The sequence below is a fragment of the Rhizobium sp. CBN3 genome, from assembly GCF_030518245.1.
Lineage (GTDB): Bacteria > Pseudomonadota > Alphaproteobacteria > Rhizobiales > Rhizobiaceae > Rhizobium > Rhizobium aethiopicum_A.
Window position 1 is genome coordinate 56,197 of sequence record NZ_JAULSE010000002.1, and the last position, 25,342, is coordinate 81,538.

At 61.8% G+C, this 25,342-nt stretch carries 23 protein-coding genes; 7 read left to right on the forward strand and 16 right to left on the reverse strand.

Annotated elements, in window-relative coordinates; genetic code table 11:
* Positions 1 to 120 precede the first annotated feature (120 nt).
* Entirely contained in the window at positions 121 to 1,152 is a 1,032-nt protein-coding gene (locus tag QWJ46_RS03060; RefSeq protein ID WP_302748945.1) for an aldo/keto reductase, read from the forward strand.
* 70 nt (positions 1,153 to 1,222) lie between these two features.
* Here QWJ46_RS03060 and QWJ46_RS03065 read toward each other — a convergent pair whose 3' ends face one another.
* Positions 1,223 to 2,077 (reverse strand): helix-turn-helix transcriptional regulator, encoded by an 855-nt coding sequence (locus tag QWJ46_RS03065; protein WP_302748946.1) that lies wholly within the window; start codon positions 2,075 to 2,077, stop codon positions 1,223 to 1,225.
* Between the two features lie 193 nt (positions 2,078 to 2,270).
* Here QWJ46_RS03065 and QWJ46_RS03070 point away from each other — a divergent pair, with 193 nt between their 5' ends.
* From QWJ46_RS03070 to QWJ46_RS03090, 5 genes are all read left to right on the forward strand, one after another.
* The gene (locus tag QWJ46_RS03070) at positions 2,271 to 3,395 is read left to right on the forward strand and encodes an ABC transporter ATP-binding protein (protein WP_302748947.1); all 1,125 of its coding nucleotides are present in this window, start codon (positions 2,271 to 2,273) and stop codon (positions 3,393 to 3,395) included.
* Between the two features lie 22 nt (positions 3,396 to 3,417).
* Positions 3,418 to 4,578 (forward strand): PotD/PotF family extracellular solute-binding protein, encoded by a 1,161-nt coding sequence (locus QWJ46_RS03075; RefSeq protein ID WP_302748948.1) that lies wholly within the window; start codon positions 3,418 to 3,420, stop codon positions 4,576 to 4,578.
* A 268-nt stretch (positions 4,579 to 4,846) separates the two neighbouring features.
* A complete protein-coding gene (locus tag QWJ46_RS03080) occupies positions 4,847 to 5,713 on the forward strand; it encodes an ABC transporter permease (protein WP_302748949.1) in 867 nt (288 codons plus the stop codon).
* Entirely contained in the window at positions 5,713 to 6,522 is an 810-nt protein-coding gene (locus QWJ46_RS03085) for an ABC transporter permease (RefSeq protein ID WP_184458576.1), read from the forward strand. Before QWJ46_RS03080 ends, QWJ46_RS03085 begins: the two co-directional genes overlap by 1 nt.
* Positions 6,523 to 6,535: 13 nt before the next feature.
* Positions 6,536 to 7,297: an SDR family NAD(P)-dependent oxidoreductase gene (locus QWJ46_RS03090; RefSeq protein WP_302748950.1), complete on the forward strand. Its 762-nt coding sequence runs from the start codon at positions 6,536 to 6,538 to the stop codon at positions 7,295 to 7,297.
* A gap of 131 nt (positions 7,298 to 7,428) precedes the next feature.
* Here the strand turns inward: QWJ46_RS03090 and QWJ46_RS03095 are convergent, their stop codons facing one another.
* Positions 7,429 to 9,213: an APC family permease gene (locus QWJ46_RS03095; protein WP_302748951.1), complete on the reverse strand. Its 1,785-nt coding sequence runs from the start codon at positions 9,211 to 9,213 to the stop codon at positions 7,429 to 7,431.
* A gap of 249 nt (positions 9,214 to 9,462) precedes the next feature.
* Between QWJ46_RS03095 and QWJ46_RS03100 the strand changes: the two genes are divergently transcribed.
* On the forward strand, positions 9,463 to 11,832 hold the full coding sequence (locus QWJ46_RS03100) for a DUF1989 domain-containing protein (RefSeq protein WP_302748952.1): 2,370 nt from the start codon (positions 9,463 to 9,465) through the stop codon (positions 11,830 to 11,832).
* Between the two features lie 58 nt (positions 11,833 to 11,890).
* Here QWJ46_RS03100 and minE read toward each other — a convergent pair whose 3' ends face one another.
* The 14 genes from minE to QWJ46_RS03170 all read right to left on the reverse strand — a co-directional run bounded on the left by minE (position 11,891) and on the right by QWJ46_RS03170 (position 25,334).
* A complete protein-coding gene (gene minE / locus QWJ46_RS03105; protein ID WP_011428260.1) occupies positions 11,891 to 12,151 on the reverse strand; it encodes a cell division topological specificity factor MinE in 261 nt (86 codons plus the stop codon).
* Positions 12,148 to 12,963: a septum site-determining protein MinD gene (minD, locus tag QWJ46_RS03110; RefSeq protein ID WP_064684611.1), complete on the reverse strand. Its 816-nt coding sequence runs from the start codon at positions 12,961 to 12,963 to the stop codon at positions 12,148 to 12,150. The genes minE and minD overlap by 4 nt, the downstream gene beginning before the upstream one ends.
* A 31-nt stretch (positions 12,964 to 12,994) precedes the next feature.
* Positions 12,995 to 13,720 (reverse strand): septum site-determining protein MinC, encoded by a 726-nt coding sequence (minC, locus tag QWJ46_RS03115; RefSeq protein WP_302748953.1) that lies wholly within the window; start codon positions 13,718 to 13,720, stop codon positions 12,995 to 12,997.
* A 210-nt stretch (positions 13,721 to 13,930) separates the two neighbouring features.
* The gene (locus QWJ46_RS03120) at positions 13,931 to 14,533 is read right to left on the reverse strand and encodes a PAS domain-containing protein (RefSeq protein ID WP_302748954.1); all 603 of its coding nucleotides are present in this window, start codon (positions 14,531 to 14,533) and stop codon (positions 13,931 to 13,933) included.
* A gap of 178 nt (positions 14,534 to 14,711) precedes the next feature.
* A complete protein-coding gene (locus tag QWJ46_RS03125) occupies positions 14,712 to 16,049 on the reverse strand; it encodes an NAD(P)-binding domain-containing protein (RefSeq protein WP_302748955.1) in 1,338 nt (445 codons plus the stop codon).
* A gap of 108 nt (positions 16,050 to 16,157) precedes the next feature.
* Complete coding sequence (locus tag QWJ46_RS03130; RefSeq protein WP_302748956.1) at positions 16,158 to 17,198, reverse strand: DUF3445 domain-containing protein; 1,041 nt, start codon at positions 17,196 to 17,198, stop codon at positions 16,158 to 16,160.
* Between the two features lie 25 nt (positions 17,199 to 17,223).
* Entirely contained in the window at positions 17,224 to 18,189 is a 966-nt protein-coding gene (locus tag QWJ46_RS03135) for a PDR/VanB family oxidoreductase (protein ID WP_302748957.1), read from the reverse strand.
* Positions 18,186 to 18,791: a dimethylamine monooxygenase subunit DmmA family protein gene (locus QWJ46_RS03140; protein WP_302748958.1), complete on the reverse strand. Its 606-nt coding sequence runs from the start codon at positions 18,789 to 18,791 to the stop codon at positions 18,186 to 18,188. Before QWJ46_RS03140 ends, QWJ46_RS03135 begins: the two co-directional genes overlap by 4 nt.
* A gap of 11 nt (positions 18,792 to 18,802) precedes the next feature.
* On the reverse strand, positions 18,803 to 19,936 hold the full coding sequence (locus QWJ46_RS03145) for an aminomethyltransferase family protein (RefSeq protein WP_302748959.1): 1,134 nt from the start codon (positions 19,934 to 19,936) through the stop codon (positions 18,803 to 18,805).
* 91 nt (positions 19,937 to 20,027) lie between these two features.
* On the reverse strand, positions 20,028 to 20,927 hold the full coding sequence (folD, locus tag QWJ46_RS03150) for a bifunctional methylenetetrahydrofolate dehydrogenase/methenyltetrahydrofolate cyclohydrolase FolD (RefSeq protein WP_302748960.1): 900 nt from the start codon (positions 20,925 to 20,927) through the stop codon (positions 20,028 to 20,030).
* Between the two features lie 3 nt (positions 20,928 to 20,930).
* Entirely contained in the window at positions 20,931 to 21,815 is an 885-nt protein-coding gene (gene purU / locus QWJ46_RS03155; protein WP_302748961.1) for a formyltetrahydrofolate deformylase, read from the reverse strand.
* A 101-nt stretch (positions 21,816 to 21,916) separates the two neighbouring features.
* Positions 21,917 to 23,224: a type III glutamate--ammonia ligase gene (gene glnT, locus QWJ46_RS03160; protein WP_302748962.1), complete on the reverse strand. Its 1,308-nt coding sequence runs from the start codon at positions 23,222 to 23,224 to the stop codon at positions 21,917 to 21,919.
* A gap of 80 nt (positions 23,225 to 23,304) precedes the next feature.
* A complete protein-coding gene (locus tag QWJ46_RS03165; RefSeq protein WP_302748963.1) occupies positions 23,305 to 24,633 on the reverse strand; it encodes an FMN-binding glutamate synthase family protein in 1,329 nt (442 codons plus the stop codon).
* Positions 24,634 to 24,647: 14 nt separating this feature from the next.
* Positions 24,648 to 25,334 (reverse strand): GXGXG domain-containing protein, encoded by a 687-nt coding sequence (locus QWJ46_RS03170; protein ID WP_302748964.1) that lies wholly within the window; start codon positions 25,332 to 25,334, stop codon positions 24,648 to 24,650.
* Between the last annotated feature and the right edge of the window lie 8 nt (positions 25,335 to 25,342).

Below are 25,342 nucleotides of genomic sequence, written 5' to 3' on the forward strand. Positions count from 1 at the left end.
TGTACCTCATCCAGCGGCAGAGGCCGCTTCAAGCACGATATTGTCATTGATTGCAGGAGCCCCGGCTTCTACCCGACGATTTTGCGCGTCGGCCGCGGGTATCCGCATGAGGAGGAAGACATGGATTATCGCAAGCTCGGTCCGAGCGGGACCGTCGTCACCGCCTATTGCCTGGGCACCATGACCTTTGGCGCGGAGGCTGACGAAACGGCCTCGCACAAGCTGCTCGACGATTATTTCGCCTGGGGCGGCAATTTCATCGACACCGCCGACGTCTACAGCGCCGGCAAGTCGGAAGAGATCATCGGACGCTGGCTGAAGGCGCGTCCGACCGAAGCACGCCAGGCGATCGTCGCCACCAAGGGGCGTTTTCCGATGGGCAACGGTCCCAACGATATCGGCCTGTCGCGCCGCCATCTCGGCCAGGCGCTCGACGATTCGCTCCGCCGCCTCGGCCTCGAACAGATCGACCTCTATCAGATGCACGCCTGGGACGCGCTGACGCCGATCGAGGAGACGCTGCGCTTCCTCGACGATGCGGTTTCATCAGGCAAGATCGGCTATTATGGCTTCTCCAACTATGTCGGCTGGCACATCGCCAAGGCGTCTGAGATTGCCAAGGCGCGCGGCTATACGCGTCCGGTGACGCTACAGCCGCAATATAGCCTGTTGGCGCGCGACATCGAGTTCGAAATCGTCGCGGCCTGTCAGGATGCAGGAATGGGCCTCTTGCCCTGGTCGCCGCTCGGCGGCGGCTGGCTGACCGGCAAGTACAAGCGCGACGAGATGCCGACCGGCGCCACCCGCCTTGGCGAGAACCCCAATCGCGGCAGCGAATCCTATGCGCCGCGCAACGCTCAGGAACGCACCTGGGCGATCATAGGCGCGGTCGAGGAGATCGCCAAAGCCCGCGGTGTCAGCATGGCGCAGGTAGCGCTCGCCTGGACGGCGGCGCAGCCGGCCGTCACCTCGGTCATCCTCGGCGCCCGCACGCCCGAACAGCTCGCCGACAACCTCGGCGCGATGAAGGTCGAGCTCTCCAAGGAGGAGATGGTGAGGCTCAACGAGGTCAGCGCCCCGCAACCTCTGGACTATCCCTATGGCAAGGGCGGCACCAATCAGCGCCACCGCAAGATCGAAGGCGGCCGCTGAGCCCTCCGGCCGCAACTGAACGAAGCCTGTCTGCTTCATGCCGAAGCGGACAGGCTGTCCGAGTTGAGGCTTATCGACTCGTGCTTTGGGCTGCTGGTCGGTCGCCCGTGCTGCCCAATGTCTTCAGGTAGATCGATAAAAGCTGCGTCTGCGAGGAGATGCCGAGCTTGCGGTAGACGTTGCGGCGATGGACCTTCACCGTGCCCGTCGAGATGTTGAGCCTGAGGCCGATCGATTCCGACGAATGTCCCTGCAATACCAGATCGACGATCGCGGTTTCGCGGCTCGTCAACTTGAGGTCGCGCCAGACAGTGTCGGCCGGCTGCAGCGCCTGCGCCGCCGCACCGCTTTTCCTCCCCTTTCGCAAGCCGACATCGCGTTGCGCGTCGAAGCGGGCGCCGAGCCCCGGCCAGAAATGCCGGACAAGGCTCGCCACCAAAGGTTCGGCCTTTTTCAGAAGCGCGAATTCAGCCGGCGGAAACGGGCCGGTCTTTTCCCGGCGCATCAGCGACAGCACGACGGTGATGTCGTCGTCGATTGTCACGAAGAAGCCGATCTCTTCGGCAAGTCCCGTCTGGACATAGTAGCTCCGGTAATATTCGCTGGAGAAGAAGCGGTCGGGAGCCAGCTCGCGCATGCGGAAGACGCCCGGGCGGCGCGCGCGGGCGGTATGGTAAAACGGATCGAGTAGGTAGGGACCGACCTGATAGAGGATGACGAAAACGACATTTTCGTCAGGATCGAAGGTGCTGTAGAGATCGATCGGCCGCTCCTTGCCGCGATAGGCAAAAACCACGACATAATCGAAGCGCACCAGCGCCGCCATCATCCGGCGGAACGTCTCTCCAAACTCCGCATCCGCCATGGCGGGCTTTCCGACGGTGACGTCGAAAGCCTGAAACAGCGCCTCGAGATCAATGCTCATCAATAGCCTCCCCAAACAGTCTCAGCCGGAATACGCTAAGTTTCATATACACCTTCCACGAAGAGATGTGAGGCAGAATACCTCTTTCGGGGTATATACCGCGCCGAGGGCCCCGGCTTACTCTTTCCCCAACGACGGTGGCAAAAAGGCAGCGCTAGACTGCCCTTACCAACCAACCGCAGGGAACAGACGCGTGGCATCCGCTTCGACGAACGATATCGAATTCCGTTCGGTCACCAAGAATTATGGCGCGGTGACCGCCGTGACCGACATAAATCTGAATGTACCGAAGGGCGCTTTCCTCGCTCTGCTCGGCCCCTCCGGCTGCGGCAAGACAACGTGTCTGCGCATGATCGGCGGCTTCGAGCAGCCGAGCGAGGGCGCCGTGCTGATCGACGGGCGGGAGATGAACGGCGTTCCGGCCTATCGCCGCCCCGTCAACATGGTCTTCCAGCATTACGCTCTGTTTCCGCATTTCAACGTCGAACAGAACGTCGCCTATGGCTTGCGGCAGATGCGGCCAAGGATTGCGGCGGCGGAGATCAATCGCCGCGCGGCAGAGGCGCTCGAGATGGTGCGGCTCGGCGGTTTCGCCAAGCGGCGCATCCACGAGATGTCCGGCGGCCAGCAGCAGCGAGTGGCCTTGGCGCGGGCGATCGTCAACCGGCCTTCGGTGCTGCTGCTTGACGAGCCGCTGGCCGCGCTCGACAAGAAGCTGCGCTCGGCCATGCAGATCGAATTGCAGACGCTGCAGCGCGAGCTCGGCATCACCTTCGTGCTCGTCACCCACGATCAGGAAGAAGCGCTGTCGATGGCGGACGTCGTCTGCGTCATGAGCGCCGGGCGCATTCGTCAGCTCGGCACGCCGCAGGAGGTCTACGACCGCCCGGCCGATCTTTTCGTCGCCGATTTCGTCGGCAAGACCAACCGGATCGGTGCGACAATGGAAACCGGCGGCACGACGCTGCGCCTTGGCGACGGTTCGGCGCTTGCATCCAGTGCCCGGCCTGGCCTTGCGACGGGCGACGTGATCGTTGCGATCCGTCCCGAGGCGATCCGGCTGACGCGGGCTGCGGTCGGCGGCACGTCCTTTGCCGGCACGGTCACGCACCGCATCTTCCTCGGCTCTTCGGCCGAATATGCCGTCACTGTTCCGGGTCTCGGCGATTTCCTCGTCACCGCTGACCGGCGCGGCATGAATGAGAGCGATCTGGTCGAGCCGGGTGAAGCGGTCTTCCTCGGCTTCGATCCCGATACGGCCCACGTTTTTCCAGGCGAGATTTCTTCACCCCAGGTTTCTTCAGCATCGAATGCATAAACCAGAACAAGGGAACAGCATCATGAGCAAGGACTACAAGGATCATCTGCCTATTACCCCTGAAGGCTTCATGGACGAGTTCATGCGCCTCAAGCGCGGCTCCGTCAGCCGCCGTCACTTCCTCGGCGTCACCGGCCTCGGGCTGGCGACCGCCGTGCTGTCGCGTTTCCCCGGTGCCCTGTCGACGCCCGCCTACGCCGAGGACCTCGGTACCCAGATGTCGATCGCCACCTGGCCGAATTACCACGACCCTGCGACCTTCGAGAATTTCAAGGCGGCGACCGGCGTTGCCGTCGAGGTCAACGTCTTCGGCTCCAACGAGGAAATGCTGGCCAAGCTTCAGGCGGGCGCCTCCGGCTGGTCGCTCTTCGTGCCGACCAATTACACGATCTCCACCCACCACAAGCTCGACCTGATCGACGAACTCGATCTCTCCAAGATCCCGAATTTCAGCCAGGCGACGGAAAATCCGCGCTTCACCAAGGAAGGCATGATCGACGGCAAGACCTATGCGGTGCCGAAGAACTGGGGCACGACCGGCTTCTCGGTCAATACATCGAAGATCAAGACCAAGCTGTCGAGCTGGAAGGATTTCTTCGAGGTCGCCCAGACGGAGGCCGATGGCCGTGCCATGGTGCACGATTACCAGCTGACGACGATCGGCAGCGCGCTGGTCTCGCTCGGCTATGGCTTCAACTCGATCAAGGCGGACGAACTCGCCAAGGCCGAGGAACTGCTGATCAAAGTCAAACCGCACCTTTTCGCCATCAACAGCGACTACCAACCGGCCATGCGCGCCACCGACGCCTGGCTCACCATGTGCTGGACCAACGACGGGGCGCAGCTCAACCGTGACGTCCCCGAGATCGCCTATGTGCTTGGCACCGACGGCGGCGAGATCTGGACCGACTATTACGCGATCCCGAAGGACGCGCCGAACAAGGCGGCGGGTTACGCGCTGCTCAACTACCTCATGGATCCGGCCAATGCCGTCAAGGAGCACGTCGCCAACGGCGCACCGACGACTGACAGCCGGGTCATCGCACTGCTTCCGAAGGAGATCACGGCGAACAAGATCGTCTATCCGGACGAGGCGTCATTGACGGCGCTGGAATTCGGCGCGGCGGTGACGTTGACTGATCCCGGCCGGGCGGAGCTGATGGCGCGTTTCAAGTCGGCTTGATTTGTTCGCCGCCGCTTCCCTTTGGGAGTGATCCGCGCCTCTCGCCTCTTCTCCCCAGCGGGGAGAAGTGCCGGAGCGTAAGCGAGGCGATGAGGGGGCGCGAAGAGCCCTAGCGAAGCGCAGCCTGAGCAGAGGCGAAGGCTGGTTGGCGTTCTGCCGTGTCGCCCCCTCATCCGACCCTGCGGGCCACCTTCTCCCCGCTGGGGAGAAGAGGGAGCGGGAGGAAATGTATAGGCCATTCAACGAACATTGAGACAATCGAACTGAAATGCCCCTTGCACCGAACACGAAAAAACACCTCGTCACCACAGCGCTCGTTGCGCCGGCCAGCATCTGGCTGTTCGTGTTCCTGGTGCTGCCCTTCATCGCCATCATCGTCTTTGCCTTCGGCGAGCGGGCGCCCGAAGGTGGGTATCAGGCGGCTTTTACCTTTGCGCAGTTTGCCAATCTCGGTTCGCGCGCCGCAGCCTTCAAGAACACGCTCATCCTTGCGCCGATCGGCGCCTTAGCCTGCCTGCTCGTCGCCTATCCGGTTGCCTATTACCTGGCCGTCAAGGCGAGCGCCAAATACCGGCTGCTGCTGGTCTCCCTCGTAGTCGTGCCCTTCTGGACGAGCCTTCTCGTGCGCACCTACGCCTGGATGTACATCTTAGGCGCGCGCGGCATTCCGCATCTCTTGGAGGTGGTCGGAATCGAAAATGTCAGGCTGCTGAACACACCGGGCGCCGTGCTGCTCGGCATCGTCTACGGCTACCTGCCGCTGATGATCATGCCGATCTATGTCAGCCTCGAAAAGCTCGACCGCCGTCTTCTGGAGGCCTCCGCCGATCTCGGCGCGCGGCCGCTTTCAACCTTTTTCGGCATCACGCTGCCTCTGTCGCTTCCAGGCGTGATGACCGGCGTCGCCCTCGTTACCATTCTGCTGCTCGGCGAATATTTGATCCCGCAGTTGCTTGGCGGCGGCAAAGTCTTCTTCATCGGCAATGCGTTGGTCGACCTATTCCTGCAGTCGCGCAACTGGCCGTTCGGCTCTGCAATCGCCGTCACCCTCGTCGTTGTCGTCGTCATCGTGCTGTTGATCGCCATGCGCATCGCCTGGCGTGTTGCCGGTACCCGCCAGGTGGATCTCGTCTGATGCGCGCGCTGGTCACCGCAGTCTACCTGTTCCTCTACACGCCGATCGTGCTTGTCGTGCTGTTCTCCTTTAATGCCGGCCGCAATGCCAGCGAGTTCACCGGCTTCTCGACGCAATGGTATGGTAAGGCGCTCGCCAACACCTTCCTGATGGAAGCGCTGCAGAACAGCCTGGCCATCGCCTTTACCAGTGCCGGGCTGGCCGCCATTTTCGGCACGATGGCGGCGATCGGCATGGAGCGGCTCGGCGCCCGGGCGCGAGCGGTCTTCGACGGGCTGTTCGCTGCGGCGATCGTCGTTCCCGGCGTCGTCATCGGCATTGCGACGCTGGTGGCTCTGGTCGAGGTCTTCGGCTTCGTCAATCCACTGATCGCCGCCGTCTGGCCAGGCGACCAAGCGCCAAAGCTTTCGCTCGGCTACGGCTCGATCATCGCCGCCCACGGCCTCTTCACCATGGCGCTGGTCACAATGATCGTCAAAGCACGCATCGCCGGCCTGGGCCGTGACATCGTCGAAGCGTCGAGCGATCTTTACGCCACGCCTTTCACCACTTTTCGCCAGATTGTGCTGCCGCAGATACTGCCGTCAATCCTGGCCGGTTTCCTGCTCGCCTTCACCTTCTCCTTCGACGATTTCATCATCGCCTTTTTCGTCGCAGGTTCGAACACAACACTGCCGATTTATGTCTTCGCCTCGATCCGTCGTGGCGTGACGCCGGAGATCAACGCCATTGCCACGATGGTGCTTGTCGCATCGCTGGGACTGATCCTCATCGCGCGCTTTCTGATGCGCGAGAAAACAACAAACTGAACGGGAAACACCAATGATTCTTGAAAATCGCGTCGCGATCGTCACCGGAGCGGGCTCGGGCATTGGCCAGGCCGGCGCGCTGATCATGGCAGGAGAAGGTGCTCTCGTCGTCGTGGCCGACCTGAATGCCGCCAGTGCCGCCGAAACCGTCGGCCGGATTGAGGCCGCCGGCGGCAGGGCTGAGTGCCTTGTTCTCGACGTCACCGACGACACGGCACTCGAAGCCGGCATCGCTGCGGTCGCCAAACGTCACGGCCGGATAGACATCCTCCACAATCATGCCGGCGCACAGGTGGCGGGCGATCTGGAGCAGGTGGCTGTCGAGGGTTTCGACAGGTCCTGGAGCCTGAATGTCCGAGCGCATTTCATGGCGGCTCGCTTCGTCATGCCGCTGATGAAGAAGGCGGGCCGTGGCGTCATCCTCAACACCTCTTCCTCGTCGGGCGTACTCTACGATCGCGAGATGATCGCCTATACGACGACGAAACATGCGGTCATCGCAATGACCCGGCAGATGGCCGGCGACTACGCCAGGTTCGGCATCCGCGTCAACGCGCTCTGCCCGGGCTGGGTGGATACGCCGTTCAACGAACCCTTCATCGCCCAGATGGGCGGGCGTGGCGCGATCGAGGCCTATGTCGCCGAGAAGGTGCCGCTCGGACGCTGGGCTGATGTCTCCGAAATCGCCGAGCCCATTCTCTTCCTGGTCTCGGACCGCTCGTCCTACATGACCGGGCAGATTCTCGTCGTCGACGGCGGCGAGACCATTGTCTGACGGTGGTGGAATGGGTTTGCCCCTACGTCGGATCGGCTGACCCTCATCCGGATCAAATCAAGGAATCAGGGCATGAAAAAGCCGCCATGTTTCCATGGCGGCTTGGCGGCTTTTCTGCTTGGGAGGCGATTTTAAGCCGGAAGCTGAAAGAACCAATTAGCGAAAAGGACGATCGCCAGGCCCCCGGCGAGTGCGAGATAGGGCAGCATGCCAGCTTTCTTGACGCCGAGATCCTGCCCGATGAGGCCGAGATCCTCCATCGCGCCTGCCGGGAACTTGCCGCCGTCACGCACATAGTGGCGATAGGCGAAGACCGGCAGGATAAGGGCGGCGAAGATGAACCCGACCCAGAGGGCATTGGAGTAACCCCAGACCTTGGCGCCGGCGCCGAGAAAGAGCGCGTTGACGAAAGCAAGCACCGTGTTGAGGCCGATCAGCCAGCTCGGCGCCTTCCAGGGACGTTCGATGTGGCCGGAATCTATCCGGTGGATCCAGCCGGAATTCAAGTTCAGGAAGTTGAAGATGATGTAGCCGACATTCGAGACGGCAAGCACGAAGAAATAGCCGCCGGTATCCGAAGCGATCGCCAGGAGGAAGAGGTTAAAGGCGAAGTCGGTCCACATGGCCCGCGTCGGGGCTCCGTGCTCGTTGGCATGGTCGAGATATTTCGGCAGCCAGCCGTCCTTCGAGCCCTGGTAGAGCGTGCGCGAGGAACCGGCCATCGCCGTCATGATGGCGAGGAAGAGCGCCAAGATCATGAGGACGACGAGCAATTGGGTGATGACCCGGCCCGCGCCGATCAGGCCGCCGAGCGCTTCGGCAACACCTGTGCCGTCGACGATGCCGGGAGCCAGCATACCGGCGTGGCCGAGAACGCCCTGGAAGGCGAAGGGTACCAGGAAGAAGAACAGGCAGCAGGCAAGGCCGGAATAGAAGATCGCCTTGAATGTGTCGGTCTTCGGGTTCTTCAGTTCCCGGGTGTAGCAGACGGCCGTCTCGAAGCCGTAGGTCGACCACGCGGCGATATAGAGACCGCCGAGGAAGAGCGTCCAACCGCCGTTGCTCCAGGTGCCGTCGGAGGCAGTATAGGCGGCCGTCGGCGGCACGAGGCCGGTGACGTTGGCGGCGACGACCTGGCCGCTGATGATCGGGTAGAGGCCGATGATCAGCAGCGGCACCAGCACGATGATCGCCAGCCATTTCTGCACGCTTGCGGTCTCCGAGATGCCGCGATGCTGGATGGCGAAGATGATCAGCATCAGGATGCCGCCGATGAAGAAGGTGGCGTTGATGTTGGCGGTGGCGAGGAAGGGAATGTTGAAGCTGACGAGCGACCAATTGCGGATCGCCGGCGTAAGCGCCGCGACACCGTCGGCGCCGAGCAACGCCTTGATGGCGTCTTCAGGCGTGGTGCCGGCATGGGCTGCAATATATTCGGCGACGCGGGGGCTGTCGGCCGTAACGGACGCGGCATGCGCCGAGATCCAGTCGAGGACCATCTGCGAATCCGCCGCCGGAATTGGATAGAATGCATTGAGGATGTAGCCGGCGGCGATGGCGCAGCCGAGTGAAAGCACCGGCGACCATGCAAACCAGTTGCACCAGACCGACAGCGGCGCGACGAATTTCGAATAGCGCAGCCAGGCGGTGGCGCCGTAGACGGAGGCCCCGCCCGATTTATTCCCGAACATGCCGGCGATCTCGGCATAGGTGAAGGATTGCAGGAAACCCATCACCATCGAGATGATCCAGACGACGAAGGCGAGCTTGCCCGTCGTGCCTGCAATGCCGCCGATGGAGAAGAGAACGAGCGGCGGCACGCCCGCGGCCACCCAGAATGCGCCCTTCCAGTCGAGTGCGCGTATAAGCTTACCTTCGGTGCCGGATGCAATTCCGGCCTCCACAATATCTGTCATCGGCGAAATTCCCCATTCGATTGTTCCGGACGTATCTCTGTACGTCTCCCTGAACGTGTCTCCCTGACAGTCTCAAGCCCGCTCGGATGATTTTTGCGATCCGCACTCCCGACGGATTCTCCGAGTCTGAACTCTTGATGCATAGTGAAGATATTTTCTTTTTAGTCAACATGACTTTACTTTCCACAGGCATTTTGTAACCTGTATGGGCGCATGCCGAAGGGCATGCCGATCCCCCAAGAGGGCAGAATGCGAGAACTTCATCCTGTCATGCCAGGCCCCCGAACGATCGTTCCGAGCCTCGTCCATTATCCCGGTAATCCAGCCCTGCCGGAGGGCACTGAACGCTACCGTGCAAAGGGTGGCGGATCGGTCGTCGTGCGCGTGGAGGCGGGCGACCGCGTGAGCGTCATCGATAGCGAAGGCGGGCAGATTTGTGAGCTCTCCTTCCTTGACGAAAAAGGCTACTTCCAGGCAGCCGGTCTCGGAATGGCATTCAGCAATGCAGCCGAGGGTTTGAAGGCCATTCTTCAGGCGGAGGATGAGAGTGCTGCCCGCACGCGCGCGGCACTTCAGCGGCGCGGCGCGGATCTCGCAGCCGCCGCAGCGCTCCGCGTCTTCGGCGCAGGATCGACGCCGGGCAGCCGGGCGGAGTTCACCATTGCCATGAAGGGTCTGCTGATCGTCGCGGCACCCGCTGGCGCCATGTCGCCGGAGGGGCAGGACACGGCGACCCCGATCGAGATCCGGATCAAGCGCAGCCTGCTGATCCGCGACTATGCCTCCGCCCTGCCGGAACCGGCGGCCGATCCGATCGAGGATATCCGCATCCGGGCGGCGAGCGCCGCCGCCTATTTCGTGCGCGCCGGCGAATTCATCCAGATCATCGATGTCTATGGGCGTCAGTGCACCGATTTCCAGGCCTTTGCCGCCCGCAAGGTCGACAAGGGCCTCGATCTTGCGCTCGATTCGACCGTCACCCGCACGCTGCTCGGCCGCAGCTATCCCACGCCCGGCCTGCCGTCCAAGGCCTTCGACCGCGACTTCGAGCCGCTGGTCGAGATCGTCCAGGATACCGTCGGCCGCCACGACGCCTTCGCGACGGCCTGCAATTCGCGCTATTACGACGATATGGGTTATCCCGGCCACGTCAACTGCACGGACAACTTCAACGCGGCGCTGGCGCCTTACGGCATTGCCGGGCGCAAGGGCTGGGAAGCGCTGAACTATTTCTACAACACCAATATCGATCACAACAACCAGCTCTATCTCGACGAGCCCTGGTCGCGTCCCGGCGATTACGTGCTGATGCGGGCGCTGACCGATCTCATTTGCGTCTCGTCGTCCTGTCCGGACGATATCGATGCGGCGAACGGCTGGGATCCGACGGATATCCACGTCCGCACTTTTTCCGGAAAAGAGAAATTCTCACGAGCGGTAGCCTATCGCATGACCCCAGATGCCGAAGCCGAACTGACGCGCGAAACCGCCTTCCATCCCCGCCTTTCGGCGTTGACGCGAGATTATACGGAATATCGCGGCTACTGGCTGCCGAACCGCTTCTCGTCCGAAGGACCGGTCGAGGAATACTGGGCCTGCCGCGAGCGCGCCGCCGTCATCGATCTCTCGCCCTTACGGAAGTTCGAAGTGACAGGTCCGGACGCCGAGGAACTGCTGCAATACTGCCTGACGCGCGACGTGCGAAAACTCTCGACCGGCCAGGTCGTCTATTCCGCCATGTGCTACGAAAATGGCGGCATGATCGACGACGGCACGCTCTTCAGGCTCGGCGAGAAGAACTTCCGCTGGATCGGCGGCGATGATTTCAGCGGCATATGGCTGCGTCAGCAAGCCGAGAAGAAGGGCTTCAACGCCTGGGTCCGCTCATCGACCGATCAATTGCACAATATTGCGCTGCAAGGCCCCAGGAGCCGCGATATCCTGAAGGAGATCATCTGGACGGCGCCGCGCCAGCCCGCGATCGGCGAACTCGAATGGTTCCGCTTCACAGTCGGTCGCATCGGCGGATTCGAGGGCGCCCCGGTGGTAATCTCGCGCACGGGCTATACCGGCGAACTCGGCTACGAGATCTTTTGTCATCCGAAGGATGCGGTCACGGTGTTCGATGCCGTTTGGGAGGCAGGCCAGCCGCACGGGCTGAAGCCAATGGGGCTGGGGGCACTCGACGTGGTCCGCATCGAGGCGGGCCTGATCTTCGCCCATCACGAATTCACCGACCAGACGGATCCGTTCGAGGCCGGCATCGGCTTCACAGTGCCGCTGAAATCCAAGCAGGACGATTTCATTGGCCGCGAGGCGCTGATCCGGCGCAAGGAACATCCGCGCCATCTGCTCGTCGGCCTTGATATCCAGGCGAACGAGGCGGTCGGTCATGGTGACTGCATCCACATCGGCCGTGCCCAGATCGGCGTCGTCACCAGCGCCACGCGCTCGCCTGTTCTCGGCAAGACGATCGCGCTCGCCCGCATCGACGTGATGCATGCAAGCCCCGGCACCGAGGTCGAGATCGGCAAGCTCGACGGCCACCAGAAGCGCCTGCCGGCGACAATCGTGCCGCTTTCGCATTACGATCCGCAGAAGACGCGCCCCCGATCGTAACCCACTTCGCGTTCAGGAGACGACGATCGGTTCCGTCCGTCGCCTCCCGGATAATGCCTCAAGCGGCCTGTACGGCCGCGTTCAGCGGGATTTCGACGTCGATCTCAAGAGTGGAGACAAACTCGTTGCGGTCGATCGTCACCTGCACCTTGTCGTGGTCGAGCTCGACATGCTTTGCGATTACCGCAAGGATTTCCTCGCGCAGCAGCGAAACAAGGTCCGATCCTGCCGATGAGCGTTCGTGTGCAAGGAGCACCTGCAAGCGTTCGCGGGCGGCGGGTGCCGTTCTCTGCTTGTTGAAAAGACGGAAGATATTCATGCTGCCCTCCGTCCGAAGATCTTGCCGAAAAGATTGCGCTTTTCCTCGGGGATCGTGATCGGCAAGGTTTCGCCGGCGAGCCGGCGCGCGGCATCGAAATAAGCCATCGCAGCCGCGCTGCGGCTTTCCGCCAGCGTGACCGGCGCACCGATGTTGGACGCACGCAGGACGTCCATGCTCTCCGGCACGATGCCGAGGAGCGGGATGGAGAGGATCTCCAGGACGTCGTCGACCTTCAGCATGTCTCCGCGTTCGGCGCGGTTGGCGTCGTACCGGGTGAGCAGCAGGTGCTTTTCCATCCGCTCGCCGCGTTCGGCCTTGGCGGTCTTGGCATCGAGCAGGCCGATGATGCGGTCGGAGTCGCGCACCGACGAGACTTCCGGGTTGGTGACGACCACGGCAACGTCGGCATGGCGCATGGCAAGCGTTGCGCCGCGCTCGATCCCGGCGGGGCTGTCGCAGATGATCCAGTCGAAGTAGCGCTTCAGATCGTTGATGACGCGCTCGACGCCCTCGGCCGTCAGATTGTCCTTGTCGCGGGTTTGAGAGGCCGGCAGCAGGAACAGCGTCTCCAGCCGCTTGTCGCGGATCAACGCCTGGGTGAGCTTGGCGTCCCCCTGGATGACGTTGATCAGGTCGTAGACGACCCTGCGCTCTGCGCCCATCACGAGGTCGAGATTGCGTAAGCCGACGTCGAAATCAACGACGACGACCTTTTCATTGCGTTGCGCCAGCGCCGCTCCCAAAGCGGCGGTCGAGGTCGTCTTTCCGACCCCGCCCTTGCCTGACGTGACGACGATCACTTTCCCCATTTCTCTCTCCTTTGCCGTGGCCGCAGCCGGGTCAGATCAGTTTTTCCGCCATGATCGCGTCCTCTTCGAGCCAGAGCTGAACAGCCTGTCCGCGAAGATTGGGGGCCATGTCTTCCGCCATTTTGTAGATGCCGTCGATCGCCACCAGTTCGGCTTCGAGCTTGCGGCAAAAGATCCGCGCCGACGCGTTGCCGATGGAGCCTGCCATGGCCCGGCCGCGCAACGCGCCGTAGATATGGACGGAGCCGCCGGCGATGACCTCGGCGCCCGAGGCAACAGATCCTATGACGGTGACGTCGCCTTCCGGGAAAATCACCGACTGCCCCGAGCGCACCGGTTCCCTGATGACGATGGATTGCGTCGTCGTTGCCGGGCGGGTCTCGGTCGCTGTCGGCTTGGCCACCGGATCGGCAGGCTCATTCGCCTGAACCTCGATGTCGGAAGCGGAGCGGCCGCCTTTCAGCGCCGGAGGCATGCCCGCGCCGAGGATCGACGGGCGGGCGCCCTCGATCCCCATGATGCTGACATTGCGCTTGGCAAGTTCGGCGATGAGGTCTTTCAACTGCGGCCGGTCGATTTGCAGATCCGTCAAATCGAGCACGACAGGCCGTCCGAGGAAGAAGCCGGCCGAACGGGCAGCCAGATCGTCCAGTCTGGTCAGCCAATCATCGATCGGCAGGTCCGGGGACAGCATGACCGCCAGGAAAGAGCGGCCCTTGATGCGGATAGAGCGAGCGTCTGTTAGCACTTTGGTCATCTATGTGAAGAAATCGTTGACCATGTCTACCGCCGGTATGGTTAACAAAGGGTTAACGCGGCCTTAACATTCCCTGCAACGGTAGGAGGTTTTTCGCGGGCGGCACTGTACCAAGTAATTGAAATTGCACCGCGATCGGAAGGTGCTCGGCATAGTTAACCGGACGCCTTTCATCGTGAGCCGCAAATTCAATCGCTGCTTGGGTAACGCTCAGCCTTGCGCCTTGCGTTGGGCGTCGGAAATGGCGCGTGCGGCCTCTTCCGAGGAGTTGGCAAGCGTGCGCATCTCGGCGGCAAGCACGGCAAAGCCTGACCCGGCGGTGCCGGCACGGGCCGCCTCGATGCCGGCATTGACGGCAAGCAGCTTCAGGTAACGCAGCGATTGCAGGATCTCGTTGGTCTTCGAGGCGGTGACACGCATGTCGGCGGTCTGTTCGTCGATTCGCTGATAGAGCGATTCGATATTGACGATGCTGCCTTCGAGATAGAGAAGTTCACCCTTCTCGTCCCAGATGCCGCCACCGGTCTCGGTCACCCAGATGAGATGGCCCCTGGCGTGGCGGATGCGGTATTCCATCGTCCAGTCCGTCCGCTGCTCGAGCGCTCGCCCGACCACCTCGTCCATCAAAGGCACGTCTTCCTCGTACATGATCGAGGTGAAAGTCCGTGTCCTGTTGCCGATGATTTCGTCGGCGGGGTAACCGAAAATGCGCTCGATGCCGTTGGTCATCTCAAGCATCGTGTAGTTTTCATCGGCGCGGCAGCGGTAAAGAAAACCGCTCATGCGCCCGAGAATGCTTGTTTGAAAATCCATGAGGGCCTCGCTCGACAGGAGGAGTTGCGAATTGGATTACTCACTTCACTTTAAAAGTTGGAAGGAGCCGCAACGAACGGCTCTCTTCCTGCCATGCGGGGCCGTAGCACTTTGAATCTGCCGCATGATTTTATCCGGAAATCGATTCGGATCTAATAAATTATGCGGCATGCCGTCTTCAGTTGCGCAGATATTCCTCCATGGAATCGTCCAGCGCCTCGACCCAGGGCGTGTGGTGCGTCGGCGACATGTTGCCGGTCATCAGCGATCGATAGGCATGATCGCGGAAGCCCATGATGTTGTGGGCCTTGTGATGTTCCCACTCCATGAAGGTCTTGTTGGTGCCTTCGATGTCGAAGGAGGGATAATCGGTCTCGGCGAGCAGTTCCTTCACGTAGTCGCCCTGATACCAGATCATCTGCTCGGCATCTTCGAGCGTCTCCTCGCGGGCGCGCCACATGTCGAAATTCGCCTTCAGTTCCTCTTCCGGCGGCAGGGTGATGCGGCCCATCATCACGTCGCGCGCCCACCAAGCCTGAACGTCGAACATGTTGAAAGTATAGAACTGGTCCTGCATGCCGATATAGAAGAGCTGCGGGTTCTTGTCGAAGATCACGCCCTTGTAGAGGCTGTCGGCCCACAGGCGGTTGGCCGTCTTCAGGCGGAGATCGTCGGGCAGGAAGGGGAAATGGTGCTGGTATCCGGTGCACAGGATCAGGGCGTCGACTTCCTTGCTCGACCCGTCGAGGAAATGCGCCGTGCGGTTTTCGAGCCTGGTCAGCAGCGGCCGTTCTTCGAAATTCTCCGGCCATTTGAAGCCCATCGGCTTTGAACGGTAGCTCGTCGTCACCGATTTCGCGCCGTATTTCCAGCATTGCGAACCGATGTCTTCGGCCGAATAGCTGCGGCCGACGATCAGGATGTCCTTGCCCTTGAACTCGAGCGCGTCGCGGAAATCGTGGGCGTGCAGGACGCGGCCGTTGAACGTCTTCACGCCCTCGAAATAGGGCACGTTCGGTGTCGAGAAGTGACCGCTCGCAACGACGACATAGTCGAATTCCTCGTCATACATCCGGTCCTCGATGCGGTTATGCGCCGTCACCGTGAATTTCTTCGTGGCCTCATCGAAGCGGACCATGCGCACCGGCGTGCTGAAGCGCACCCAATGGCGGACATTCGCCTTCTCGACGCGGCCCTTGATATAGTCCCAGAGCACGGCGCGCGGCGGATAGGAGGCGATCGGTTTGCCGAAATGCTCCTCGAAGGAATAATCGGCGAATTCGAGACATTCCTTCGGGCCGTTCGACCAGAGGTAGCGATACATGCTGCCATGGACCGGTTCGCCATATTCGTCGAGGCCGGTGCGCCAGGTATAGTTCCAGAGCCCGCCCCAGTCCGACTGCTTTTCGAAGCAAACGATCTCCGGGATTTCGGCACCCTTCTGGGCAGCCGATTGAAAGGCGCGCAGCTGCGCCAGCCCGGACGGACCGGCACCGATGACGGCTACTCTTGTCATGAAGCATTCCCCTCTTGATTATATGGCATCATCTCCTGGATAACTCCTCGAACTGAAATCGAAGGAGGATGTAATTATCCAGAAATTCAGGATGTTAAGGCATTTCTCTCAATCCGGATAAATACCGGGGCTGGTCGGAGCCCCGTCGTCATATTTGGAAAGCCAGTCGATCGTGGTCTCGCGATAGCGGGTGAGGCCCTTATAGCCGATGAGTTCCGGCGGCAGCGTCTTCAGCACCCGCGGGAAGCGCCGCGCCCATTTCGGCACGGTGACGAGTTCTTCCATGTTCATCAGATAGCAGCGGATGACAAAAAGGATGGCGTTGGAGCGCGGCAGGCGCCAGAGGCTCTGCAATTCGACGCGCAGATGCACCTTCTCGCCGACATTCTCAGGCGTCACCGTCGTGCGGTCAGGACCCCATTTAGGATAATTCTCCGGGCTGGTGTCGAGCCGCGGATTGATCGTCATCGTCCAGTTGAAGCGCCGCGTCGGCTTGCCCTGCTGCAGGTTCAGGAGGAATTTCAGCGCCCGGTCGAAGACGCCGATCTGATGGGCGAGCGGCACCGGCCCGTGCCATTCCATGAAGTTCATGCCGATGTCGAAATCGAGCGACCAATCGGCCTGCGTCGTCACCATGCCGGCATCCATCCACAAATTGCCGTCGCGCTGGTCGACGATGCAGAAATCGCCCTGGGCCTGGCGGGTGATATATTCGAAGGGCTCACAGGGCAGCGTCGAAGCATCGCCGAAGGTGAAGCTGTCGTCGATACCGAGCGGACGGTTGATCCAGCGCCACTGGTCGCCGTTGCGGATCAGCGTGAAATGGTCGGGGTAACCCGCCGCCTGCTCTTCCATCAAAAGTTCGAGCGTGTCCCATTGCGCGCTCATCATGTGCGGCAGGGCCTGGTAGCGCAGCGGATCTTCCTTCAGCACCAGCGCCCGGTCGTGCATCTCGGCGACGTAATGCTCGTCGACATCGATCAGGTTTTCGTAGACGGTTCCCGCCCGGCCGCGCACATGTGGCTCCATGTTGACCGAATACATGTATTCGTCGCGGTCGAAGGGGAACGGAAAACGACGGATGTTCCCCGGACTGTTCCGGTAACTGAAATCGTTCCGGAATGTTTCTTGCTTGAAGGCGATAGCCATGTCCGGTCTCCTTTTTCCGATGCCGTCAGAGATCAAGATGCAGCGTGTTTCCCTCGAAGCGGGAAACACAGATCATCACCTTGCTGCCGGATGCCTTTTCTTCGCTCGTCAGATAGACGTCGTTGTGCAGCAGTTTGCCCTCGCAGACGGCGACCGCCGTTTCGCATTGACCGCAGGCGCCGCCGCGACAGAGGAAGGGGGCGTCGACGCCGGCCGCCTCGATCGCCTCCAGCATGCTTTCGTGATGGCCGACCTTCACGGTCTTGCCGGAGCGTAGAAGCTCGATCGTGAAGGGCTTACCGGGCAAGGATGAGAGGAACCGTTCCGAATGCAGGTTCTGCTCCGGCCAGCCGGCATCGAGCCCCGCTTTCATCACACCGTCGATCATGCCGGAGGGGCCGCAGACATAAAGATGCGTGCCGAGCGGCTGGCAGTCGAGCAGACGCGTCAGCGGGATGGCACTGCCTTCGGCGTCACAATGAATCTTGACGCGATGCGGACCATAGCGCTCCAGGAGTTCGCGCCAGTAGGCGCCGCGGTCGCGCGTTCGGATGGCGTAATGCAGCTCGAAGGCGGCGCCTTCGCGGGAAAACTGCTCCATCATCGCAATGAAAGGCGTAATGCCGATGCCGCCGGCGATCAGAAGATGCTTGCGCCCGCGCCAGTCGGGCTGGAAGAGGTTGACGGGATAGCTGACCTTCAGCTCGTCACCTTCGGTGACCTTCTCATGCATGAAGGTGGAGCCGCCGCGTGAATCCTCGACATGCAGCACGCTGATTTCGTAGGCCGCGCAGTCGTGCGGGGGAGACATCAGCGAATAGGCATTGCGGCGCATATGGCCGCCATCGTTCATCGACACGATGATATGGGCGCCGCCGGAAAAATAGGGCATCGGCTTGCCATCGAGGCGCTCGAAGCGGAAACGCTTGACGCGCTCGGCGATCGGAGTGATTCGCGCTACGCGCACGGGAATTTCAGTGCCGCCGCTCAAAGGAACAACTCCTCTGGCTGAGGCGCGCTGCCGGGCTCTTCCGCGTCGATGTTGACGCCCTGGAAGGCGGCGAGCCGCCGCGAATAGTGATCGCGGACAAGAAGCGTCAGCCCGCAATGGCTGCAGGCGAAGGGACTTGTGGTGACGTCGTCGGTGATGCCCTTGCAATGGACGCATTGCACCCGCCTGGCCAGCGAGCCGCGATGCTCGGTGATGATGGAGGCGTGGTCCATACCGTAATCAAGCGCCACGAGCATCGCCTGGCCGATGAAGCCCTCCGTGCCGGAGATATAAAGCCGAGTGCCCATATGGGCCGTCCCGAGCGATCCCTTCAACCGGAAGAGCAGCGTTGCGATCGTCGGCGCGGTGAAGAACATGTCGGCGCCGAGGCCGCGCAGCGTCTCGTCCAGACCGGACCCTTGAGAGCCGCGGGCGACATAGAGGATTTCGCTGCGGGAAAGCGCCGTTTCGTCAAGCGCCGGCTGCTGGTCGAGGAGAGCCTTGGCGCCCTCCCCTTCGAGTGCGAAAATGTGCCGCCGGGCGCGCGGCTGGATGGTCAGGCCCTTATAGACTGGTCGGCTCTTGATGCCTGCAACGAGCATGCGCGTGCTCCTTAACCCACGGCAGTCCTCTTCTTCTTGTCCGGATCGTCGAAGGGAAGCGTGTGGGCGGTGGCGCTTGCCTTCACGGTCTTGCCGCGGACTTCGAGTTTCGTCCCATGCACCGCCTTGTTAACGTCGAGACGGGCGATCGCCATGGATTGTTTCGTCAGCGACGAATAGCTCGGGCAGGTGATGACGCCGACCTTCTTGCCGTCGGCAAAGACCTCGTCGCCGAGGTCGGCCGGTCCGTCGGCATCGATCAGCATGCCGAAGATTTTGAAGCGCTCCTTGCCCTTGAGGCGGGCATGTTCCTCGGCGCCGCGGAAGCCCGTCTTGCCGGGGCTGACGGTGAAGTCGAGGCCGAGTTCCCAGAGACTGTCGCCTGGCGGCTGGTCGGCGAAGGGATACATCTGCGAATTGTCGTAGGGGTAGAACAGCAGATAGCTTTCGACACGCAGCATGTCGAGCACCGAGAAGCAGCAGGGGATGATGCCCATCTCCTTGCCTTCCTCGATGATCCGGTCCCAGACCATGACGGCGTCCTGGCCGCGCACGAAGATCTCGTAGCCGCGCTCGCCGGTATAGCCGGTGCGCGAAATCATCACGGGTGCGCCGAACAGCGTCGTCTGCATGTGGTGGAAATATTTGAGGTCGCGGATGCCGGGCACATATTTGGCGAGGTAGTCGACCGCAAGCGGACCCTGCAGCGACAGGTCATGCAGGTCGTCGTCGAAGAGCACCGCGCAATTGCGGCCCGCCGCCTGCTTGACGACTTCCTCGTGACCGGAGCCAGAGCCATGCACCAGCATCCAGGAATTCGGGCCGGTGCGATAGACGATGCAATCGTCGGTGAAGTGGCCGCGGTCGTTCAGCATGGTCGCGTAGACCGAGCGGCCGGGATAGATCTTCGTCAGGTCGCGGGTGGTGATGTAGTCGAGGACGGCGATGGCGTGCGGGCCGACCAGATGCACCTTCTTCAGCCCCGAGACATCCATGATGCCGGCCTTGGTGCGAACGGCGACATGTTCTTCCGACATGTCCTTCTCGTAGGTCCAGGCGGTTCCCATGCCGCTCCAGTCCTCGAGCTTCGATCCCAGAGCGCGATGCCGATCCGCCAACACGGAGAAACGCCATGATAAAGCCATTTCCGTTCCCTCTTATTTCCTCTACGGAATATTTATTTCCTGACTATATAAATCTTTCGCGCCATGGCAAGCCCGTCAGACAGCATTCCACTCAAAACTTCGGCGGCACCTGCCGAGCAGTGCGATGGGCGGAGATGACGGTATTGGCCATCAGCATGGCGATGGTCATTGGGCCGACGCCGCCCGGAACCGGCGTGATGGTGCTGGCGATTTCGGAGACTTCCCGGAAGGCGACGTCACCGACGAGCCGGGTCTTGCCCTCGCCCTTCTCAGGAGCCGGCACGCGATTGATGCCGATGTCGATCACGGTCGCGCCCGGCTTGACCCACTCGGCCTTGACCATCTCCGGCCGGCCGACGGCCGCAACCAGGATATCGGCATTGCGGCAGGCCTCTGCCAGATTCTTGGTCCTGGAGTGAGCGATCGTCACCGTCGCATTGGCGTTGAGCAGCAGTTGCGCCATCGGCTTGCCGAACAGGTTGGAACGGCCGATGACGACGGCATTGAGGCCGGAGAGATCCTCGCCATGGGTGCGGCGGACGAAGACCATGGCGCCCGCCGGCGTGCAGGACACCAGACCGGTCTTCAGGTCGCCGGTGGCGAGCTTGCCGGCATTGACGACGCTGAGGCCGTCGACATCTTTTTCCGGCAGGATCGACTGGATGATCGGTTCACTGTCGAGCGGTTTCGGCAAGGGCAATTGAACCAGGATGCCGTGGATCGACGGATCGGCGTTAAGCGTGGCGACAAGTGCTGCGAGCTCTTCCTGCTTCGTGTCCGCCGGCAGCGTGTGCTGGACGGACTTGAAACCACATTCCTTGGCCATGCGGCTCTTGGAGCCGACATAGGCGTGGCTTGCCGGATCGTCGCCGACGATGATGACCGCAAGGCCTGTCGTGACGCCGCTCATCTTTTCCAGCGCTGCCGTCGCACTCTTGACCGTCTCGATTACGGATGCAGCAACAAGCTTGCCGTCGATGACCTCGACCATCTCTCAGCCCATGCGTTCGGAGGCGTAGCTTCCGGGGCTTGCCGGGAAGACGACGGTGCGGTTGCCGTTGATGAAGGTGCGGTGATGGATATGGGCGTGGATGGCGCGCGCCAGCACCTGGCTTTCGACGTCGCGGCCGATCGAGACATAGTCGTCGGGCGACTGCGCATGGGTGATGCGGGCGGTGTCCTGCTCGATGATCGGGCCTTCGTCGAGATCGGCGGTGACGTAATGGGCGGTCGCGCCGATCAGCTTGACGCCGCGCTGATAGGCCTGCTTGTAAGGGTTGGCGCCCTTGAAGCTCGGCAGGAAGGAGTGGTGGATGTTGATGATCTTGCCCGACATCTGCTTGCAGAGCTGATCGGAGAGGACCTGCATGTAGCGGGCGAGCACGATCAGCTCGGTGCCGGTCTGATCGACGAGATCGACGAGCTGGGCTTCGGCCTGCGGCTTGTTCTCCTTCGTCACCTTGATGTGGTGGAAGGGGATGTCGTGATTGACCACGACCTTCTGGTAGTCGAAATGGTTGGAGACGACGCCGACGATGTCGATCGGTAGCGCCCCGATCTTCCAGCGGTAGAGCAGGTCGTTGAGACAATGGCCGAAGCGCGACACCATCAGCAGCACCTTCATGCGGCTCTCGCTGTCGTGGAATTCGTACTCCATCGCGAAGGGCGCGGCGACGGCGGCAAAATCGGCGCTGATCGCGGAACCGGCAAGTCCTTCCTCGGAAATGAAGCTGACGCGCATGAAGAACCTGCCGGTATCGAGGTCGTCGAACTGGCTGGAGTCGATGATGTTGCAGCCCTTGCCGGCCAGATAGCCCGAAATCGCTGCAACGATGCCGCGCGTCGATTTGCAGGATACCGTGAGTACGAAGTTTTTCATGTCGGCTCTTCCTTCGCCGTTTCAAGCGCAGAGGGGCCTGGTCACGCCGGGGTCTTGTCGGCTCGGCATGCCAGCAGTCGTCGAAGACGTCGTCCAGCCGCTCAGATGTCGAGCGTGCTGTCGCGTTCCCACTGGGTGAAATGCGAGCAATAGGCATTCCATTCCCGATGCTTGAGCTTGAGATAAGCGGCCGAAAATTCGGCGCCGATCGCTTGCTTCAGGCCTTCGTCGGCATCATAGGCGCGCAACGCATCGAGCAGATTGAGCGGCAGGCGCGGCGCGTCCTTCACCAAATGCCCCTCGGCATACATGTCGATATCGTAGTGCGGGCCGGGGTCTGCCTGGCTGCGGATGCCGTCGAGACCGGCGGCGATGATGATCGCCTGCAGCAGGTAGGGGTTGACCGCCCCGTCCGGCAAACGCAGTTCGAAACGTCCCGGTCCCGGCACGCGCACCATGTGGGTGCGGTTGTTGCCCGTCCAGGTCACGGTGTTGGGTGACCAGGTGGCGCCCGATGTCGTGCGCGGCGCGTTGATGCGCTTGTAGGAATTGACCGTCGGATTGGTGATCGCCGCCAGCGCCGAGGCATGTTTCATGATGCCGCCCAGGAAGGTCTTGCCCTGGGCGGAGAGCCCGAAGGCCATTTCCTTGTCCGCGAAGGCGTTGACCCTGCCGTCGACGTCCCAGACCGAGATATGGGCATGGCAGCCGTTCCCGGTCAGGCCCATGAAGGGCTTCGGCATGAAGGTGGCGCGAAGCCCGTGTTTTTCGGCGACCGACTTGACCATGAACTTGAAAAAGGAGTGCTTGTCCGCCGTCTTCAGAACATCGTCATATTCCCAGTTCATCTCGAACTGGCCGTTCGCATCCTCGTGGTCGTTCTGATAGGGCTTCCAGCCGAGTTCGAGCATGTAATCGCAAATCTCGGCGATGACGTCGTAGCGGCGCATCACCGCCTGCTGATCGTAGCAAGGCTTTTCGGCGGTATCGAATTGATCTGAAATCACCGAGCCGTCGGCGGAGATCAGGAAGAACTCCGGCTCCACGCCGGTTTTCACCCTGAGCCCTTCTTTCGCAGCCTCGGCGACCAGTCTTTTCAGCAGCACGCGCGGCGCCTGTTCGACAGGCCGATCGTCCATGACGCAGTCGGCTGCAACCCATGCGACGTCCTTCTTCCATGGGAGCTGGATGACGGAGGAAGCATCGGGAACCGCAAACAGGTCGGGATGGGCAGGCGTCAGATCGAGCCAGGTGGCGAAGCCCGCGAAACCGGCGCCATCTCTCTGCATATCGGCGATCGCTTCCGCCGGAACCAGCTTGGCGCGTTGGCCGCCGAACAGGTCGGTGTAGCTGATCATGAAATATTTGATGCCTTTGTCTCTGGCAAAAGCAGCAAGGTCCAGTGTCATTCTCGTTCCCCTTTGGATTTCTTGGAGACACTTTGGTTATGGATATGACACGGCCGGGACGTTTGCCCGGCCGGTAGAAATCAGAAGCCTCCCTTGCCGGGAATCCAGTTGGTGCCGGCGAGCGGCACCTGCGCCATGGCCGATGCCTCGATCGTCAGTGCGACCAGGTCTTCCGGCTCGAGATTGTGCAGGTGGTTCTTGCCACAGGCACGCGCGATCGTCTGGGCCTCCAGCGTCATCACCTTCAGGTAGTTGGCGAGGCGGCGGCCGGCCGCGACCGGGTCGAGGCGTTTTGCGAGCTCCGGATCCTGGGTGGTGATGCCGGCCGGATCCTTGCCTTCGTGCCAGTCGTCATAAGCGCCGGCCGTGGTGCCGAGCTTCTGATATTCCTCTTCCCAGCGCGGATCGTTGTCGCCGATCGCCACAAGCGCTGCCGTGCCGATCGCCACGGCGTCGGCGCCGAGCGCCAGCGCCTTGGCAACGTCGGCGCCGGAGCGGATGCCGCCGGAAACGATGAGCTGCACCTTCCGGTGCATACCGAGATCCTGCAGCGCCTGAACAGCCGGACGAATGCAGGCAAGCGTCGGCATGCCGACATTCTCGATGAAGACGTCCTGCGTCGCCGCGGTCCCGCCCTGCATGCCGTCGAGCACGACGACGTCGGCACCCGCCTTCACGGCAAGAGCGGTATCGTAATACGGGCGCGCGCCGCCGACCTTGACGTAGATCGGCTTTTCCCAATCGGTGATTTCGCGCAGTTCCATGATCTTGATTTCCAGATCGTCGGGGCCGGTCCAATCCGGATGGCGGCAGGCCGAGCGCTGGTCGATGCCCTTCGGCAGATTGCGCATATTGGCGACGCGGTCGGAGATCTTCTGGCCGAGCAGCATGCCGCCGCCGCCGGGCTTGGCGCCCTGGCCGACCACGACTTCGATTGCATCGGCGCGGCGCAAATCCTTCGGGTTCATGCCGTAGCGCGACGGCAGATATTGGTAGACCAGCGTCTGCGAATGACCGCGTTCCTCATCCGTCATGCCGCCGTCGCCTGTGGTGGTCGAGGTGCCCGCTATCGTCGCACCGCGGCCGAGCGCTTCCTTCGCATTGCCGGAAAGCGCGCCGAAGCTCATGCCGGCAATGGTGATCGGTGTCTTGAGCATGATCGGCTTCTTGGCGAAACGTGAGCCGAGCACCACTGTCGTGTCGCACTTCTCGCGGTAGCCTTCGAGCGGATAACGCGAGATGGAGGCGCCGAGAAATAAGAGATCGTCGAAATGCGGAACCTTGCGCTTGGTGCCGGCGCCACGGATGTCATAGATGCCGGTGGCCGCCGCACGGCGGATTTCGGCCAGCGTATAATCGTCGAACGTCGCGGACTTGCGGGGCGGGGTATAGGGGTTGTGATAGCTCATGGATGTCCCTCGCCTCAATACGCGTCGGCGTTGTCGATGTTGAAATTGTAGAGCTTGCGAGCCGAGCCGTAGCGTTTGAACTCTTCGGGTCTGACGTCCGTCACGCCTGCCTTGCCGAGCAGTTCGGCAAGCTTCTCCAGATGCTCCGGCCGCATCTCTTTCTCGATACAGTCGGAGCCGAGGCTTTTGACCTCGCCGCGGACGAACAGCTTCGCTTCGTAGAGCGAATCCCCGAGCGCATCGCCTGCGTCGCCAAGGACGACGAGATGGCCGGACTGGCCCATGAAGGCCGACATGTGGCCGATGCTGCCGTGTACAACGATGTCGATGCCCTTCATCGAAATGCCGCAGCGCGAAGCGGCATTGCCCTTGATGACGAGCAGGCCACCGCGGCCGGTCGCCCCGGCATATTGGCTGGCGTCGCCCTCGATGACGACGGTGCCGGACATCATGTTTTCGGCAACACCCGGTCCAGCCGAGCCATGAACCGTAATCTTGCCGCCGTCATTCATGCCGGCGCAGTAATAGCCGACAGATCCCCTGACAGCGACCGTCACCGGGCTGTCGATCCCGACGGCGACGGCATGGCTGCCGCGAGGGTTGACGACCTCGAATTCAGTGTCGTTGGCGCCTTTGGAGAGAGCGTGTAGCGCGCTGTTCAGTTCGCGAAGAGGCGTGTTGGAAAGATCGAAGGTCGGCATTGAATCCT